The 14,725-nt window shown below is 68.0% G+C and carries 13 protein-coding genes and 1 other RNA gene; 7 read left to right on the forward strand and 7 right to left on the reverse strand.

Annotation, left to right across the window (positions count from 1 at the left end; genetic code table 11):
• Nucleotides 1-5: 5 nt before the first annotated feature.
• From DFO45_RS10160 to ffs, 5 genes are all read right to left on the reverse strand, one after another.
• Nucleotides 6-326, reverse strand: coding sequence for a YbaB/EbfC family nucleoid-associated protein (locus DFO45_RS10160; RefSeq protein WP_012168675.1), 321 nt, complete (start codon nucleotides 324-326; stop codon nucleotides 6-8).
• Between the two features lie 96 nt (nucleotides 327-422).
• Nucleotides 423-1,517 carry a tetratricopeptide repeat protein gene (locus DFO45_RS10165; protein ID WP_133864742.1) on the reverse strand — a complete coding sequence of 365 codons (1,095 nt, stop codon included), beginning with the start codon at nucleotides 1,515-1,517 and terminating at the stop codon, nucleotides 423-425.
• A 55-nt stretch (nucleotides 1,518-1,572) separates the two neighbouring features.
• Nucleotides 1,573-3,414, reverse strand: a complete 1,842-nt coding sequence (locus tag DFO45_RS10170; protein ID WP_133864743.1) for a DNA polymerase III subunit gamma/tau — start codon at nucleotides 3,412-3,414, stop codon at nucleotides 1,573-1,575.
• 52 nt (nucleotides 3,415-3,466) lie between these two features.
• Nucleotides 3,467-3,664 carry a hypothetical protein gene (locus DFO45_RS10175; protein ID WP_043878717.1) on the reverse strand — a complete coding sequence of 66 codons (198 nt, stop codon included), beginning with the start codon at nucleotides 3,662-3,664 and terminating at the stop codon, nucleotides 3,467-3,469.
• A 21-nt stretch (nucleotides 3,665-3,685) separates the two neighbouring features.
• An RNA gene (ffs, locus tag DFO45_RS10180) (signal recognition particle sRNA small type) lies at nucleotides 3,686-3,784 on the reverse strand.
• Between the two features lie 77 nt (nucleotides 3,785-3,861).
• On the opposite strand from ffs, the gene DFO45_RS10185 reads away from it, so the two are divergent.
• From DFO45_RS10185 to DFO45_RS10195, 3 genes are all read left to right on the forward strand, one after another.
• Nucleotides 3,862-4,278, forward strand: coding sequence for an HIT family protein (locus DFO45_RS10185; RefSeq protein WP_133864744.1), 417 nt, complete (start codon nucleotides 3,862-3,864; stop codon nucleotides 4,276-4,278).
• A gap of 70 nt (nucleotides 4,279-4,348) precedes the next feature.
• Complete coding sequence (gene nudC, locus DFO45_RS10190) at nucleotides 4,349-5,287, forward strand: NAD(+) diphosphatase (protein WP_133864745.1); 939 nt, start codon at nucleotides 4,349-4,351, stop codon at nucleotides 5,285-5,287.
• 40 nt (nucleotides 5,288-5,327) lie between these two features.
• A complete protein-coding gene (locus DFO45_RS10195; protein ID WP_133864746.1) occupies nucleotides 5,328-7,130 on the forward strand; it encodes a solute carrier family 23 protein in 1,803 nt (600 codons plus the stop codon).
• A 15-nt stretch (nucleotides 7,131-7,145) separates the two neighbouring features.
• On the opposite strand, the gene DFO45_RS10200 is transcribed toward DFO45_RS10195, so the two are convergent.
• Nucleotides 7,146-8,003 carry a prephenate dehydratase gene (locus DFO45_RS10200; RefSeq protein WP_012168669.1) on the reverse strand — a complete coding sequence of 286 codons (858 nt, stop codon included), beginning with the start codon at nucleotides 8,001-8,003 and terminating at the stop codon, nucleotides 7,146-7,148.
• Nucleotides 8,004-8,013: 10 nt separating this feature from the next.
• Complete coding sequence (locus tag DFO45_RS10205; protein ID WP_133864747.1) at nucleotides 8,014-8,766, reverse strand: 3-deoxy-manno-octulosonate cytidylyltransferase; 753 nt, start codon at nucleotides 8,764-8,766, stop codon at nucleotides 8,014-8,016.
• Nucleotides 8,767-8,956: 190 nt separating this feature from the next.
• Here DFO45_RS10205 and DFO45_RS10210 point away from each other — a divergent pair, with 190 nt between their 5' ends.
• From DFO45_RS10210 to DFO45_RS10225, 4 genes are all read left to right on the forward strand, one after another.
• Nucleotides 8,957-9,520, forward strand: a complete 564-nt coding sequence (locus DFO45_RS10210) for a cytochrome c family protein (protein ID WP_133864748.1) — start codon at nucleotides 8,957-8,959, stop codon at nucleotides 9,518-9,520.
• A gap of 238 nt (nucleotides 9,521-9,758) precedes the next feature.
• Nucleotides 9,759-11,618, forward strand: a complete 1,860-nt coding sequence (locus DFO45_RS10215; RefSeq protein ID WP_133864749.1) for an extracellular solute-binding protein — start codon at nucleotides 9,759-9,761, stop codon at nucleotides 11,616-11,618.
• The gene (locus DFO45_RS10220) at nucleotides 11,615-13,564 is read left to right on the forward strand and encodes an extracellular solute-binding protein (protein ID WP_245518014.1); all 1,950 of its coding nucleotides are present in this window, start codon (nucleotides 11,615-11,617) and stop codon (nucleotides 13,562-13,564) included. The genes DFO45_RS10215 and DFO45_RS10220 overlap by 4 nt, the downstream gene beginning before the upstream one ends.
• A 47-nt stretch (nucleotides 13,565-13,611) precedes the next feature.
• Nucleotides 13,612-14,724: a microcin C ABC transporter permease YejB gene (locus DFO45_RS10225; RefSeq protein WP_012168664.1), complete on the forward strand. Its 1,113-nt coding sequence runs from the start codon at nucleotides 13,612-13,614 to the stop codon at nucleotides 14,722-14,724.
• Nucleotide 14,725: the final 1 nt, after the last annotated feature.

A 14,725-nucleotide genomic window follows, 5' to 3' on the forward strand; every position in this document is an offset into this window, starting at 1 on the left:
AGCGATCAGAACAGCTTGAGGCCGGGAGGCAGCGGCAGGCCGCCGGTCAGTTCCTGCATCTTCTCGGCCATCACCTTCTCGGCCTTGGCGCGGGCGTCCGCCAGCGCGGCGACGATGAGGTCTTCGAGGATCTCCACCTCTTCCGGCTTCATGAGGCTCGGGTCGATGCGCACGGACTTGGTGGCGCCCTTGGCGCTCACCCGCACGGTGACGAGCCCGCCGCCGGAGGCACCGTCCACCTCGGTATTCTCCAGTTCCTCCTGTACCTGCTGCATCCGGCCCTGAAGTTCCTTGGCCTGCTTCATCATGCCCATGAGGTCGCGCATCGTCAGGGTCTCCCGGTTCCGGTCACGGTGTGGCCGGCCGCGCGGAGCGCACCGGCATGTTCAGGACAAAGGCCATAGGTCGGCGGCGGGGCGCATTCAAGGCCGGGCTGTGTGCGAGCCCCGGCCGGGCAGCGCGGCGATGAGCCGCTTGAGCAGTCCCTTGCGGGCCTGTTGCGCCCGGACCCGATCGAGTTCCGCCACATGGGCGATGGCCTCGGGAAAGCGGTGCACGATCGCTTCCTGCACGGCCAGCGCCTCGGCGTGGCGGCCTGCGCGTTCCAGAAAGCGCCGGTACACATAGAGCAGGCTCGGATCGTCCGGCGACAGCGCAAGCGCCTTGCGGAAGCGGGCATCCGCCTTGTCCCAGTCCCGATGGGAGGCCAGCACCCAGCCATAGGTGAGCGAAACCCACGGATCGTCGGGGGCCAGCGCCAGCGCCCTGTCCAGCAGGCGCACACGGCGCCCACGCAAGACCCGCGGCAGGGCCAGCGCCTTGTGCATGAGATAGCGCGGCGACCGATCGCTGCGTTCGCGCACCTCCGCCTCCAGAGCCTGCGGATCGAACGTCCCCCGGACCACCGCCTCCACCGTGGGCCCCAGCAGCCCCATTTCCCGCAGCAGCGGCAGGCAGGGATGGCCCGCATGGGGCAGACGGACATGGCACACCGGCATCTCCCGCCCGATCAGACGGGCATGGCGACGGTCGGCCGTGCGGGGATCATAGAATAGATAAGCCATCGCCTCCCGCCGCACCGGCTCGGCATCGAACGGAAAGCGCAAGCCTTCGGCAGCCCGCTTCCAGCGCTTCTCCCATGGCACCCTTGCGGGATCGACGGAATATTGCGGCGAACAGGCCAGCACTACGTCCGCCCGGAGGCGGCCCGAGAAACGATAGGCGGCATAGCCGCCCATGCTGCTGCCATAGGTGGCGAGACGACGTCCCTCGCCCACCGCCGCCCGTATCACCGCGAGCGCTGCCGGCATGTCCGCATCTTGATACCAGTCATTGCGCGCCGGGATGACATGGAAGGCCTCGATGCCCTGCTGCGCGAAGAAGGCCGCACCAAATCCCGCGCGGTCCAGCGACGGGAAATCCGCATAGGGTTCAAAGGTGACCACGACCGGGCCGGAACGGTCCCCGGCGCCCCGCACGACGCGGAGCGTCAGGGAAGCAAAGATCTCTTCACGCACCAATCTGGCACCCCACCGGAGCCGGATTTACAAGCGACGGCGGCGTCCTCCGCCGTCAGTCGAAGGGTGAAAGCCCGTCCTCGTCGGCATCGGGGCCCGAGTCGACTTCCTCCACCGGTGCCAGGGTGGCTTCCGGCACCTCTTCCTTGATGCGCACGTCCACGATCTGCGCACCGGGGAATTGGGAGAGCACGGCCGCCACCAGAGGCTCGGCCCGGATGCCGTCCTCCCGCTCCTCGCGGGCGGCACGGGCGATTTCCGCAATCGTCGCCTCGCCCTGTTTGGAGGAGAGCGACACCAGCCACCGGCGGCCGGTCCATTCGGCAAGCTTGCGGGAGAGATCCTGAACGAGGTTCGGATCGCCGCCCGGCGCCATGGAGATCTCGATGCGCCCTTCCTCGAAATGCACGAGGCGGGCATGACTTTCCACCGCATGCTTGAGCATGAGGTCTCGCTTCTGGGTGGCGAGCGCCACCACATCCGCGAGGCTCGCAAGCTGCGGGCCGGCCACGGCGACGGGCTCCGCCGCCACCCGCTGGGGCGCGGGCTCCGAGCGGGCCGCCACCGAGAGGCGGGCGCCACCGCCGGCGGCCATGGCGGTCATCGCCCCGCCGCCCATTCCACCGCCGCCACCCGAAGGCGGAGACGGGGGCGCGGAGGCCTCCGGCGCCGGCATGTCCCTGAGCTTGCGCAACGCCTCGTCGGGCGTCGGCAGATCGGCGGCATAGGCGAGGCGCACCAGCACCATTTCGGCGGCCTGCGCGGGCTTGGCCGCCTGCTGCACTTCGGCGATGCCCTTGGTCAGCATCTGCCAGGTGCGCGAGAGCACGCGCATGGACAGGGCCTCCGCCATCTCCACGCCGCGGATGCGCTCGGCCTCCACCAGCGAGGCGTCGGCGGCGCTGTCCGGCACGATCTTGAGGCGGGTCACCAGATGGGTGAATTCGGCGAGGTCCGTGAGGATCACCGCCGGATCGGCGCCCGAATCATACTGATCGCGGAATTCGGCCAGCGCACGGGGCATGTCGCCCTTCATCAGCGCCTCGAACAGATCGATGACGCGCGCCTTGTCCGCAAGGCCCAGCAGGCGGCGGACCTCCTCGCCCGTCACCGCGCCGCCGCCATGGGCAATGGCCTGATCGAGCAGCGAGAGCGAATCGCGCACCGAGCCTTCGGCCGCGCGGGACACGATTGAGAGCGCCTCGGCATCCACCGAGACGTTTTCCTTCGCGCAGATGCGCGACAGGTGCGCCGCCAGGACGCCCGCCTCCACGCGCCGCAGATCGAAGCGCTGGCAGCGGGAGAGCACGGTGACGGGCACCTTGCGGATTTCGGTGGTGGCGAAGATGAATTTCACATGCTCTGGCGGCTCTTCCAGCGTCTTCAGCAGCCCGTTGAAGGCCGCCGTGGAGAGCATGTGCACCTCGTCGATGATGTAGACCTTGTAGCGGGCCATCACCGGGCGGTAGCGCGAGCCTTCGATGATCTCGCGGATGTCGTTGATGGAGGTGTTGGACGCGGCGTCCATCTCCATCACGTCCACATGGCGCGATTCGATGATGTCCTTGCAGTGCTTGCCGAACACAGAGAGGTCGAGCGAGGGGCCGCCGGGGCTGCCGTCCATGGGCTCGTAATTGAGGGCGCGGGCGAGGATGCGGGCGGTGGTCGTCTTGCCGACGCCGCGAACGCCCGTGAGGATATAGGCCTGCGCGATGCGGCCGGATGCGAACGCATTGGAGAGCGTCCGCACCATGGCTTCCTGGCCGATCAGGTCGTCGAAATTCTGCGGCCGGTATTTGCGCGCCAGCACGCGATAGGGCGTGGCCTGCGGCGCCGGAGCGGGCGTCGCGGCGGGCAGGTCGAAGGCGGGCATATCTTCGGGGGTGTCGGCGCTCATGGCGCCTTCATATCATTCCGGCGCGGGCCATGCCCATCCGCCGCACGGATATTCACGCCCCGTCCCGCGACCGACCGAACCGCAGCAGCGCCCACGCGCCACCGATCCCGAGCGCAAGGGCGATCGCGCAGAACGCCAGATCGGTTGTCGTGTCATGGGGGAAGCGCACGGCTGCCGTCACCGAGGTGACGATGAGCACGATGGCCGCGCTCTGTTCGGGCCGGCGGGCCCGCGTCATCCACTGGAACATGAGACGCCCATGCGTGGAGAAGGTGGGAGGCTGGACAGAGACCCGAGACCGGGCTCGTTGGGGCTGCTTCCTTCCGGACCTGACCCGGTTGGCGAGTGGCTCGTCCACCGCCAACCTCCCGGCCCCTATATCGTCGCCCGCGCGCCGAATGGCAAGCCCGCCTTGCGCCGGCTTTCGATTCTTCCTCAAGTGCGGCCATGACCGATTCGTTCACGCTCGATCCCCGCCTTGCCGCCGATGGCCCCGCGCTGGGCGACCTGCCGCTCTGCCACCTGCGCCTCGTGGAGGACGCGCGCTTTCCATGGGTGGTGATGATCCCCCGCCGGCCCGCGCGGGTGGAGATCATCGACCTCGATCCACAGGACCGCGCGGTGCTGATGGAGGAGATCGCCACGGTGAGCGCCACGCTGAAGGCGGTGAGCGGCGCCCGGAAGCTGAACGTGGCCGCGCTCGGCAACATGGTGCCGCAGCTCCATGTGCATATCGTCGGCCGCACGGCGGGCGATGCGGCCTGGCCCGGCCCGGTGTTCGGGGCCGGCACGCGAATGCCCTATGGAGAGGATGCCCGGAGCGTGTTCGTGAGCCGGCTCAAGGCCAGTCTCCGCCTGCCCTGAGGTGCTTGCCTCCATCCGGCCGGCGTGCCACGGTCCGGCGCAGGCCTCCCGCCCTCAGTTCTCAGGCTCCATGCTCGCGTCCTCGTCTTCCCCTCTCGGCCCGTGGCCGGCTCTCGGCTATGTGGGCAATCCCCTCGATCGTGCGGCCCAGCGTCGGGGCGAGGCGGACGCCCTCGCCCGGCGGTCCGATGCCCAGGCCTATCTCCTTGGTGGGGAACTCGTGGCGCTGAAAGCGGGAAAGGGCGAGGTCCACGGCCCCCTGTTTTCCCTTCCCGAGGCGCAGGACTGGGGCGGCAGCGAGCCGCTCTTCCTCGGCCTTGAGGACGGCGCCCCCCGCTTCGGCCTCTTCTTCCCTGTCGAGAATCGCGAGCGCATGGAGGCCGCCGGCCTCATCGTCACAGATCTGCGCAGCGTCGCCGTGGGCGGCCTCGTGGAAGCGCGCCATCTCGGCCCCATCGCCTGCGCCAAGGCGCTGGGCGCCTGGCACCAGCGTCACCGCTTCTGCTCCAATTGCGGCGCCCCCACCCGCGTGGTGGAGGCGGGCTGGCGGCGCGACTGCCCCTCCTGCGGCGGCCAGCATTTTCCGCGCACGGACCCGGTGGCGATCATGCTCACCTATTCCGGCGACAAGTGCCTGCTCGGCCGCCAGCCGCGCTTTGCCCCCAACATGTGGTCGTGTCTTGCCGGCTTCGTGGAGCCGGGCGAGACCTTCGAGGAGGCGGTGCGGCGCGAGACCTTCGAGGAAGCCGGCATCACCACGGGCAAGGTCGCCTATCATTCCGCCCAGCCCTGGCCCTTCCCCATGTCGCTCATGATCGGCTGTCTCGCCGAGGCGACGTCCACGGACATCGTGATCGATCCGCTGGAACTGGAGGCCGCCCGCTGGTTCGACCGCGCCGAGGCTGCGGCCATGCTGACGCGCACCCACCCGGACGGCCTGTTCGCCCCGCCGCCCGTGGCCATCGCCCACCATCTCATCCGCGCCTTCGTGGAAGGCGCCACCGCCTGATCGGTGCGGATCAGAGCCGGCCAGTGAGGGAGCCTGTCGCATGACGCCTGTTCCGGGCGCCTCGCCAGCCAAGCGACCGCAGGGGCTCCTCAACCGTCTCCGCCGCATCGTGATGCTGGAGCATGGCACGCCCCACCGGCCACGCCGCCGGCCGCCGGCTCTGGTGTTCGGGCTTGAGGACAAGGTTCCCGCCGGGGCGCTAATCGCCCTCTCGGGCCAGCACGCCATGCTGGCGCTCACCTTCCTGATCTATCCGCTGGTGGCGGCCAGCCAGGTGGGGCTGTCGCAGCCCGAGACCAATGCGGTGCTCACGGCCTGCACGCTGTGCATCGGCATCGCCACCATGCTCCAGTGCGCGCGCTCCCGGGTCGGCAGCGGCTATCTCATCGTCCATGTGCCCTCGCCCGGCGCCTTGCCGCTGGCCATCCAGGCGCTGACCCTGGGCGGCGTCGGACTCATGGCGGCCATGACGCTGCTGGTGGGCGTGTCGCAACTGTTCATCGCCCGCATCGTTCGCCCGCTTCGGGTGCTGCTGCCGCCGGAGGTCTGCGGCGTCGCGGTGACCACGCTCGGCATCTCGCTGGCGGAACCGGCGCTCCGGCGCGCGCTCGGGCTCGACCGGGGCAGCAGCGTGGTGGACGACAATGCGCTGATCGTCAGCCTCGTCACCGTGGCGCTCATCGTCGGCATCGCCATTTTCACGCCCCGGCGCATCAAGATCTTCGCCGTCCTGATCGGGGCCTCCTCGGGCTGGGCGCTCGCCGCCTGGCTCGGCATCGAGCAGCCGGGCGGCGCGGCGCTGCTTGCCTCGGCGCCGCTCGTGGCACTGCCTTCGCTGCACCTGCCCGCCTTCGAGATCGCCCCTTCCTTGCTGCCGCTGGCGGCACTGAGCGTGATGCTGAACATCGTGGACGTGCTCAGCATCACCGTCTCGCTGGAAAAGATGAACGATGCGGAATGGCGGCGGGCGGACATGCGGGCGGCGAGCCGCGCCGTCACCACGTCCGGCATCGGCAATGTGCTGAACGGCCTCGTCTCCGGCTTCCAGTCGGGCCTGTCCTCATCCGCCGTGGGCCTCGCCTTCGCCACAGGGGCGACCGCGCGCATCATAGGCTTCGTCGCCGGCGCGCTCATCTTCGCCACCGCCTTCTTCCCGAAGGCCATCGTGGCGCTCACCCTCATTCCCGCCCCGGTGGTGGGTGGCATCCTCATCTACACCACCGCTTACCTGCTGGTGGCGGGCATGGAGCTGATCCTTTCGCGCCGTCTCAGCGAGCGGCGGGTGTTTCTCGTGGGCCTGTCGATCCTCGCGGCGCTGTCCGTGGCGCTGCTGCCCATCAAGGGGCAGTTTCCGGGCTGGATCCAGCCTCTGGTCTCCACCCCCATGAGCGTCGGCGCCTTCTGCGCCATCGTGCTCAACCTCATCTTCCGGATCGGCATCTCGCAGGAATCCGGCTTTACCGCCGGTCTCGGCACCGATCCCTACCCGACCATGCGCGACTTCCTCGAGCGCCAAGGGGATCTCTGGGGTGCGCGGCGCGACGTGATCGCCGCCGCCATTCCGGTGGGCGCGCAGGCGCTGGAGCTGCTTCTGGAGAACAGCATCGCCACCGGCGAGGTGGAGGTGCGCGCCCGCTTCGACGAGACGCACCTCGACGTTTTCCTGCTCTATGATGGCGCCGTTCTGGAGCCACCGAAGTCCCGCCCCTCGCCCGAGGCCCTTCTGGGCGATGACGCGGAGGTGGCGGCCTTCTGCGCCTACATGATCCAGAAGCTCTCCGACCACGTCACTTTCGGCCAGAGCGGCGGGCGGGCCCGCATTGCGCTCCGCTTTGACCACTGAGGGGCGCGGCGCGCCTCACGCCTCCGGCTTGGGCGAGCGGGTGGTGCGGAAGGGATGCGCGGGATAGACGCCCAGAATGCGCATCTCGCGCGAGAAGAAGGCCAGTTCCTCCAGGGCGAGCTTCAGGTTCCGGTCGTCCGGATGGCCGTCCACGTCCGCATAGAACTGGGTGGCGGTGAACTCGCCGTCGAGCTGATAGCTCTCCAGCTTGGTCATGTTCACGCCATTGGTGGCAAAGCCGCCCAGCGCCTTGTAAAGCGCCGCCGGCACGTTGCGCACGCGGAACACGAAGGTCGTCATCACCGGGCCATTGCCCGCCGGCGCCCAGTCCGCCTCGCGCTTCAGGATGATGAAGCGCGTCGTGTTGTGGGCCTCGTCCTCGATGTTCTCGGCGAGGATGTCGAGCCCATAGATCTCCGCCGCGAGGCGGGGGGCGATGGCGGCGCGGGTGATGTCCTTGGCGTCCGCAATCTCGCGGGCGGAGCCGGCGGTGTCGCCGCCCACCACGGCGGTGAGATTGAGCGTGCGGATGGCCTTGCGGCACTGGCCGAGCGCCATCACGTGGCTCTGCACGGTCTTGATGGTGGAGAGGCTCGCACCCTTCACCGCCATGAGTTGGTGGGAGAGCGGCAGGAAGAACTCAGCCGTGATCTGGAGCGAGGAGCGCGGCATCAGGTGGTGGATGTCCGCCACGCGCCCCGCCACCGTATTCTCGATGGGGATCATGGCGAGCTCAGCCGATCCGTTGTCCACGGCGATGAAGGCGTCCTCGAAGGTCGGGCACGGCACCGCTTCGTAGTCCGGAAACACCTCCCGGCAGGCGATGTGGGAATTGGCCCCCGGTTCGCCCTGGAACACGATGCGGCGGTTCATGCCTTGCTCCTCAGTTATCGTTGCTTGCGAGCAGGGCGCGCGCCCGCTCGAGATGCTCGGGCGTATCGACCCCCAGCGGCACCGCGTCAACCACCGCGACATCGATGCGCATGCCGGCCTCCAGCGCCCGCAACTGCTCCAGCCGCTCGCGCTTCTCCAGCGGCGAGGGTGGCAGCGACACGAAGCGCTCCAGCGCGGCGCGGCGATAGGCATAGAGCCCGATGTGGTGATAGAGCGGCCCCTCACCGGTGGGCGCCGTGGCGCGGGTGAAATAGAGCGCGCGCAGGCGATTCTCCCCGATCGGCGTACCCACCACCTTGACCACGTTCGGGTCCGTGCGCTCGCCCTCTTCCGTGATGACGGCGGTCAGGGTGGCGATATCCGCCGGCCCCTCCTCCAGCGGCGCGAGCGCCGCGCGGATGGTCTCGGGCGCGATGGTGGGCAGGTCGCCCTGCACATTCACCACCACCTGAACGGCACCGTCCGGGTCCAGCACGCCGAGCGCCTCGAAGATGCGGTCGGAGCCGGAAGGGTGGTCGGCGCGGGTCATCACCGCCTCGAACCCGGCGGCGCGCACCGCGTCCGCGATCTCCACCGCGTCGGTGGCCACCGCCACGCGACCTATGCCGGCTGCGACCGCACGTCGCGCAACCTCGACGATCATGGGCCGTCCGCCCACGTCAGCGAGCGGTTTTCCCGGCAGCCGGGAGGCCGCGAGACGCGCAGGAATGAGCACCAGGACGTCTGAGGCGGAGAAGGCCATGTTCCAGCTCAAGGAATTTTGCTGCGGCGCACCCGCCACACGCGGCATTGGGGCGCGCCTTATACGAGTTGCACGGCATCTTTCAAAGTGATTAGTTCCAAGCTGCCGCCGCGTAAAACCGTGCGGCAAAGCCTGTTTGCACGCCCCGATCTCAGGCGAGGAATTAGGGCTCCGGGGGAGCGAAGCGTCGATGGATAGTTTTGAATTAAACAAGATCGCAGGCGCGGTGCTCGGCACGCTGACGTTGACGCTCGGCCTCGGCATCGTGTCCGAAATCCTTTTCACGCCCGAGGCTCCGGCCAAGCCCGGCTACGAGATCGCGGTGCCGGAAGGCGGCGCGACCGGCCAGGCGGCCCCCAAGGCGGCGGCCGAGGTGCCGATCGCCCAGTTGCTGCCCACCGCCTCCGTGGAGAAGGGCGCCAACGTCGCCAAGCGTTGCGCCTCCTGCCACAATTTCGCGGAAGGTGCCGGCGCCAAGGTCGGCCCCGACCTCTATGGGGTGGTCGGCCGCAAGAAAGCGGGCGTCGCGGGCTTTGCCTATTCCTCGGCCCTCCAGGGCAAGGGTGGCGACTGGTCCTTCGACGATCTCAACGCCTTCCTGACCAACCCGAAGGCCTATGTGCCCGGAACCGCCATGGCGTTCGCCGGCATTCCGAAGGAGAGCGAGCGGGCGGACCTCATCGCCTATCTCAACACCCTCTCCCACAGCCCGCTGCCGCTGCCCAAGGCCGCCGACGCCGCACCGGCGAAGTGAGAGCCCGGCGGGGCTGCTCTCCGGCACCGACCCGCCGCCTCACGCAAATGTCACAGCAGGCCGGCTCCGCGAGGAGACCGGCCTTTTTCCTGTTCGCGTGCGGGGAAAATGCGTGCGGCAACGGATCTTCCGCTATCATTTCCCGCTGATCACGCCATGTTTCTGCCGTCGCGTCAGGCGTGATATGCGGTCTGTCCTCGCGGGCCGCCGCCCGGCGGCCAGCAGCCCGGAGTCGTCGATGCTCGTGAAGATCCGCCGGATCGCCCTCGCCACCGCCATCCTCGCCTGCACCGCGCCGGCGTTCGCGCAAGCCCAGCAGGCCGCAGCCCCGGCGCCGTTCCGCTTCGCGACCTCGCTGATGGGCGAGCCCAAGTACAAGCCGGACTTCAAGCATTTCGACTATGTGAACCCGGATGCACCCAAGGGCGGCGTCGTCCGTTTCGCCGAGGACGGCACGTTCGACAGCTTCAATTTCGTGGTGCCGCGCGGCACCGTGGGCGCGGGCATCGGCAACATCTACGACACGCTCACCACCCAGTCGCGGGACGAGGTGGCGACCGCCTATGGCCTCATCGCCGAGGGCCTGAGCTATCCCGCGGACTTCTCGTCCGTCACCTACCGGCTGCGCGCGGAGGCGAAGTGGCAGGATGGAACGCCGATCACGCCCGATGACGTGGTGTGGTCCTTCCAGGTGCTCACCAAGAACAACCCCGGTCAGGCCTTCTACTATCGGCACGTGAAGAGCGTCGAGAAGACCGGCGAGCGGAAGGTGACCTTCACCTTCGATCAGGGCGGCAATCGCGAACTGCCGCAGATCGTCGGCGAACTGCTGGTGCTGCCCAAGCACTGGTGGACCGGCACCGACGCCAACGGCAAGGCCCGCGACATCACGCAGGGCACGCTGGAAGCCCCGCTCGGCTCCGGCCCTTACAAGATCAAGTCCTTCGTTCCCGGCCGCACCATCGTCTACGAGCGGGTGAAGGACTATTGGGGCAAGGACCTGCCGGTGAACGTCGGGCGGAACAATTTCGACGAGCTGCGCTACGAATATTATCGCGACGACACCGTCGCGCTCGAAGCCTTCAAGGCCGACCAGTACGACTGGCGCGTCGAGCCTTCGGCCAAGAACTGGGCGACCTCCTACGATTTCCCGGCCAAGCAGCAGGGCAAGGTCGTGCTGGAGATGTTCGAGAACCGCGCCTCCGGCGTGATGCAGGCCTTTATCCCGAACCTGCGCCGGGCGAAGTTCCAGGATCCGCGCGTGCGCCGCGCGCTGAACTATGCCCTCGACTTCGACGGCATGAACCACACCCTCTTCTTCGACCAGTACAAGCGCATCGGCAGCTTCTTCTCCGGTACGGAACTGGCCTCCTCGGGCCTGCCCACGGGGGCGGAGCTCGACATCCTGAACGGCGTCAAGGACAAGGTGCCGCCCGGCGTGTTCACGACGCCCTACACCAATCCGGACAACCCCTCCGAACAGGACCGACGCGCCAACCTGCGCAAGGCGGCGGACCTGCTGAAAGAGGCAGGCTGGCAGGTGAAGGGCAAGCAGCTCGTCAACGCCAAGGGCGAAGCCTTCACCCTGGAAATCCTCATCGCCAGCCCGGCCTTCGAGCGCGTAGCCCTGTTCTACAAGCCGGCGCTGGAGCGCCTCGGCATCCAGACCTCCGTACGCCTCGTGGACAGCTCGCAATATGTGAACCGCGTGCGGGCGCGTGACTTCGACATGATCATCTCCGGCTGGGGCCAGTCGCTCTCGCCGGGCAATGAGCAGCGCGATTATTGGGGCTCGGACTCGGCGGACCGCGAAGGCTCGCGCAACTATGCCGGTATCAAAGATCCGGCGGTGGACGCGCTGATCGAGAAGATCATCTACGCCACCGACCGCCAGCAACTGGTCGCCGCCACTCACGCCCTCGACCGGGTGCTCCTGTGGAACGACTATGTGATCCCGGCCTGGACGCTCGGCTTCACCCGTACCGCCCGCTGGGACCGTTTCGCCCACCCGCCGGCGCTGCCGCAATATTCCTTCGAGTTCCCCGACATCTGGTGGTGGGACGCGGCCAAGGCCGCGAAGATCGGAGGCGGCAATTGAGCGCCGGTACCGACCGTCGCACCCTCCTGCGCCTCGCCGCCGCCGGCGGGGCGGCGGCCTTCCTGCCCGGCCTCGGCGCCGGACGGGCACTGGCGCAGACCCCGCCGCCGGCACCGGCCAGCGAGGGCGGCGCCGCCGCCCCGGCGGTGGAGCGGCACGGCCTCTCGTCCTTCGGCGAACTGAAATATCCGAAGGACTTCAAGAATTTCGACTATGTGTTTCCGGGCGCGCCAAAGGGCGGCACCTTCTCGCAGATCGGGCCGACCGCCGCCTATAACCAGTCGTTCCAGACCTTCAATTCGCTGAACGGCTACATCCTGCGGGGCGACGGCGCACAGGGTATCGCGCTCATCTTCGACAGCCTGATGGTCCGCGCCTCGGACGAACCGGATGCGGTCTACGGGCTTGTCGCCTCGTCGGTGAGCATCTCGGACGACGGGCGCACCTATCGCTTCCGGCTGCGCCCCGAGGCGCGCTTCCACGACGGCACGCCGCTCACCGCCGAAGATGTGGCCTTCTCGCTCAACACCCTGAAGGCGCAGGGCCATCCGCTGATCCGGCAGGCGCTGCGGGAATTCACCGGCGCCGAGGCCGAGGACAAGGGCACCGTGGTGCTCTCCTTCACCGCCCAGCGCCCTCGCGATGTGCCGAGCTATGCGGCCACCCTGCCCATCTTCTCCAAGGCCTATTACGGCAAGCACAAGTTCGAGGAGACCACCCTCGACCCGCCGCTTGGCTCCGGGCCCTACAAGGTGGGGCGGTTCGAGGTGGGGCGCTTCGTCGAATATCTGCGGGTGGCGGACTATTGGGCGGCCGATCTGCCCGTGAACCGGGGCCGGCACAATTTCGATGTGCTGCGCTTTGAATATTTCCGCGACCGGGAGGTAGGCTTCGAGGCCTTCAAGGCCCGCGCCTATCTCTTCCGCGAGGAATTCACCTCCCGCGCCTGGGCCACACAGTATGACTTCCCCGCCCTCAAGACGGGCCGGGTGAAGCGCGAGGTGCTGCCCGACGAGACGCCCTCGGGCGCGCAGGGGTGGTTCTTCAACACACGGCGGGCCAAATTCCTCGATCCGCGCGTGCGCGAAGCCATCGCGCTGGCCTTCGATTTCGAGTGGACCAACAAAAACCTGATGTTCGGCCAGTACGAACGCACGTGGTCCTTCTTCCAGAATTCCGACCTGATGGCGAAGGGGCTCCCCTCCCCCGCCGAGGAGAAGCTGCTCGCGCCTTTCCGCGATGCGCTCCCGGCCGAGGTGTTCGGCGAACCCTATGTGCCGCCCGTCAGCGACGGCTCGGGGCAGGACCGGGCGCTGCTGAGGCGGGCGGCGGCGCTCCTGAAGGACGCCGGCTACACCATCCAGCAGGGCCGGCTGGTGGACGGCAAGGGGACCGCGCTCACCATCGAGTTCCTGGACGATGACGGCGCCTTCGAGCGGCATACCTCGCGCTTCATCGCCAATCTCAAGCTGCTCGGCATCGAGGCCAGCTTCCGCATCGTCGATCCGGCGCAATATCAGGCGCGCCTGAAGGATTTCGACTTCGACATGGTGGTGCGCCGCTATTCGGTCTCGCTCAATCCGGGCGACGAGCTGCGCGCCTACTTCGGCTCGGAGGCCGCGCGCCTGCCCGGCTCCAACAATCTGTCGGGCATTTCGGACAAGGTGGTGGACGCCCTCATCGCCGATGCCATCGCCGCCCAGACCCGTGCGGACCTCGTGACCGCCTGCCGGGCGCTCGATCGCGTGCTGCGGGCGGGCCGCTACTGGGTGCCGCAATGGAACAAGGCGTCCTTCTGGATCGCCTATTGGGACGTGTTCGACCGCCCTGCGGTGAAGCCGAAATATGACCGCGGCACGCCCGACACATGGTGGTGGCGCAAAGGCATTGCCGATCCGCCACCCGTGGTGGAGCCCGGCCCGGCGTCTCCGCAAAAGGACGGTTGACGCCGCGCCGTCGGATACCGCACGGTCCATCCAGTTCCGGAGACCCGATGCTCGCTTATATCGTCCGCCGTCTCGCGCTCATGGTGCCGACCATCCTCGGCATCATGCTGGTGTCCTTCGTCGTCGTGCAGTTCGCCCCCGGCGGCCCCGTCGAGCGCGTGATCGCGCAGCTGACAGGCGATGACGTCTCCGCCACCGCCCGCGTCTCCGGCGGCGGCGGCGATTTCGCGGGCGGCGCGCAGGCGCCCGGTGCGGGCGGCGGCGGGGCGGACGCCTCGAAATATCGCGGCGCGCAGGGCCTCGACCCGAATTTCATCAAGGAGCTGGAAAAGCAGTTCGGCTTCGACAAGCCCCCCGCCGAGCGCTTCGCTTTGATGATCTGGAACTATGTGCGGTTCGACTTCGGCCGCTCCTATTTCCGCGACATCTCGGTGCTGGACCTCATCGCGGAGAAGCTGCCGGTCTCCATCTCCCTCGGGCTCTGGATGACGCTGCTCACCTACGCCATCTCCATTCCGCTCGGCATCTCCAAGGCCATGCGGGACGGCTCGCGCTTCGATGTGTGGACCTCGGCGGTCATCATCGTCGGCTATGCCATCCCCTCCTTCCTCTTCGCCATCCTGCTCATCATCCTGTTCGCGGGCGGATCGTTCCTCGACTGGTTCCCGCTGCGGGGCCTCACCTCCGACAACTGGGCCCAGATGAGCTGGCCCCAGCGCATCGGCGATTATGCCTGGCATCTCGTGCTGCCGCTCACCTCCATGGTGCTCGGGGCGTTCGCCACCATGACGCTGCTGACGAAGAATTCCTTCCTTGAGGAAATCCGCAAGCAGTACGTCATCACCGCGCGCATGAAGGGCCTGCCGGAACGCGCCGTGCTCTACCGGCACGTGTTCCGCAATGCCATGCTCATCGTCATCGCCGGCTTTCCGAGCGCCTTCATCTCAGCCTTCTTCACCGGCTCGCTGCTGATCGAGACCATCTTCTCCCTCGACGGCCTCGGCCTGCTCGGCTTCGAGAGCGTGCTGAACCGCGACTATCCGGTGGTGTTCGCCACCCTCTACATCTTCTCGCTGGCCGGCCTTCTCATCGGCCTCGTCTCAGACCTCACCTACATGCTGGTCGATCCGCGCATCGACTTCGAGACGCGGGACGTGTGAG

Origin of the sequence: Azorhizobium sp. AG788 (assembly GCF_004364705.1) — a bacterium.
GTDB classification, from domain to species: Bacteria; Pseudomonadota; Alphaproteobacteria; order Rhizobiales; family Xanthobacteraceae; genus Azorhizobium; species Azorhizobium caulinodans.

Coding starts and splice junctions, on each gene's coding strand:
- DFO45_RS10160 (WP_012168675.1), bottom strand. CDS start 326: ATGCGCGACCTCATGGGCATGATGAAGCAGGCCAAGGAACTTCAGGGC.
- DFO45_RS10170 (WP_133864743.1), bottom strand. CDS start 3,414: ATGAGCGCCGACACCCCCGAAGATATGCCCGCCTTCGACCTGCCCGCC.
- DFO45_RS10175 (WP_043878717.1), bottom strand. CDS start 3,664: ATGTTCCAGTGGATGACGCGGGCCCGCCGGCCCGAACAGAGCGCGGCC.
- DFO45_RS10185 (WP_133864744.1), top strand. CDS start 3,862: ATGACCGATTCGTTCACGCTCGATCCCCGCCTTGCCGCCGATGGCCCC.
- nudC (WP_133864745.1), top strand. CDS start 4,349: ATGCTCGCGTCCTCGTCTTCCCCTCTCGGCCCGTGGCCGGCTCTCGGC.
- DFO45_RS10195 (WP_133864746.1), top strand. CDS start 5,328: ATGACGCCTGTTCCGGGCGCCTCGCCAGCCAAGCGACCGCAGGGGCTC.
- DFO45_RS10200 (WP_012168669.1), bottom strand. CDS start 8,003: ATGAACCGCCGCATCGTGTTCCAGGGCGAACCGGGGGCCAATTCCCAC.
- DFO45_RS10205 (WP_133864747.1), bottom strand. CDS start 8,766: ATGGCCTTCTCCGCCTCAGACGTCCTGGTGCTCATTCCTGCGCGTCTC.
- DFO45_RS10210 (WP_133864748.1), top strand. CDS start 8,957: ATGGATAGTTTTGAATTAAACAAGATCGCAGGCGCGGTGCTCGGCACG.
- DFO45_RS10215 (WP_133864749.1), top strand. CDS start 9,759: ATGCTCGTGAAGATCCGCCGGATCGCCCTCGCCACCGCCATCCTCGCC.
- DFO45_RS10225 (WP_012168664.1), top strand. CDS start 13,612: ATGCTCGCTTATATCGTCCGCCGTCTCGCGCTCATGGTGCCGACCATC.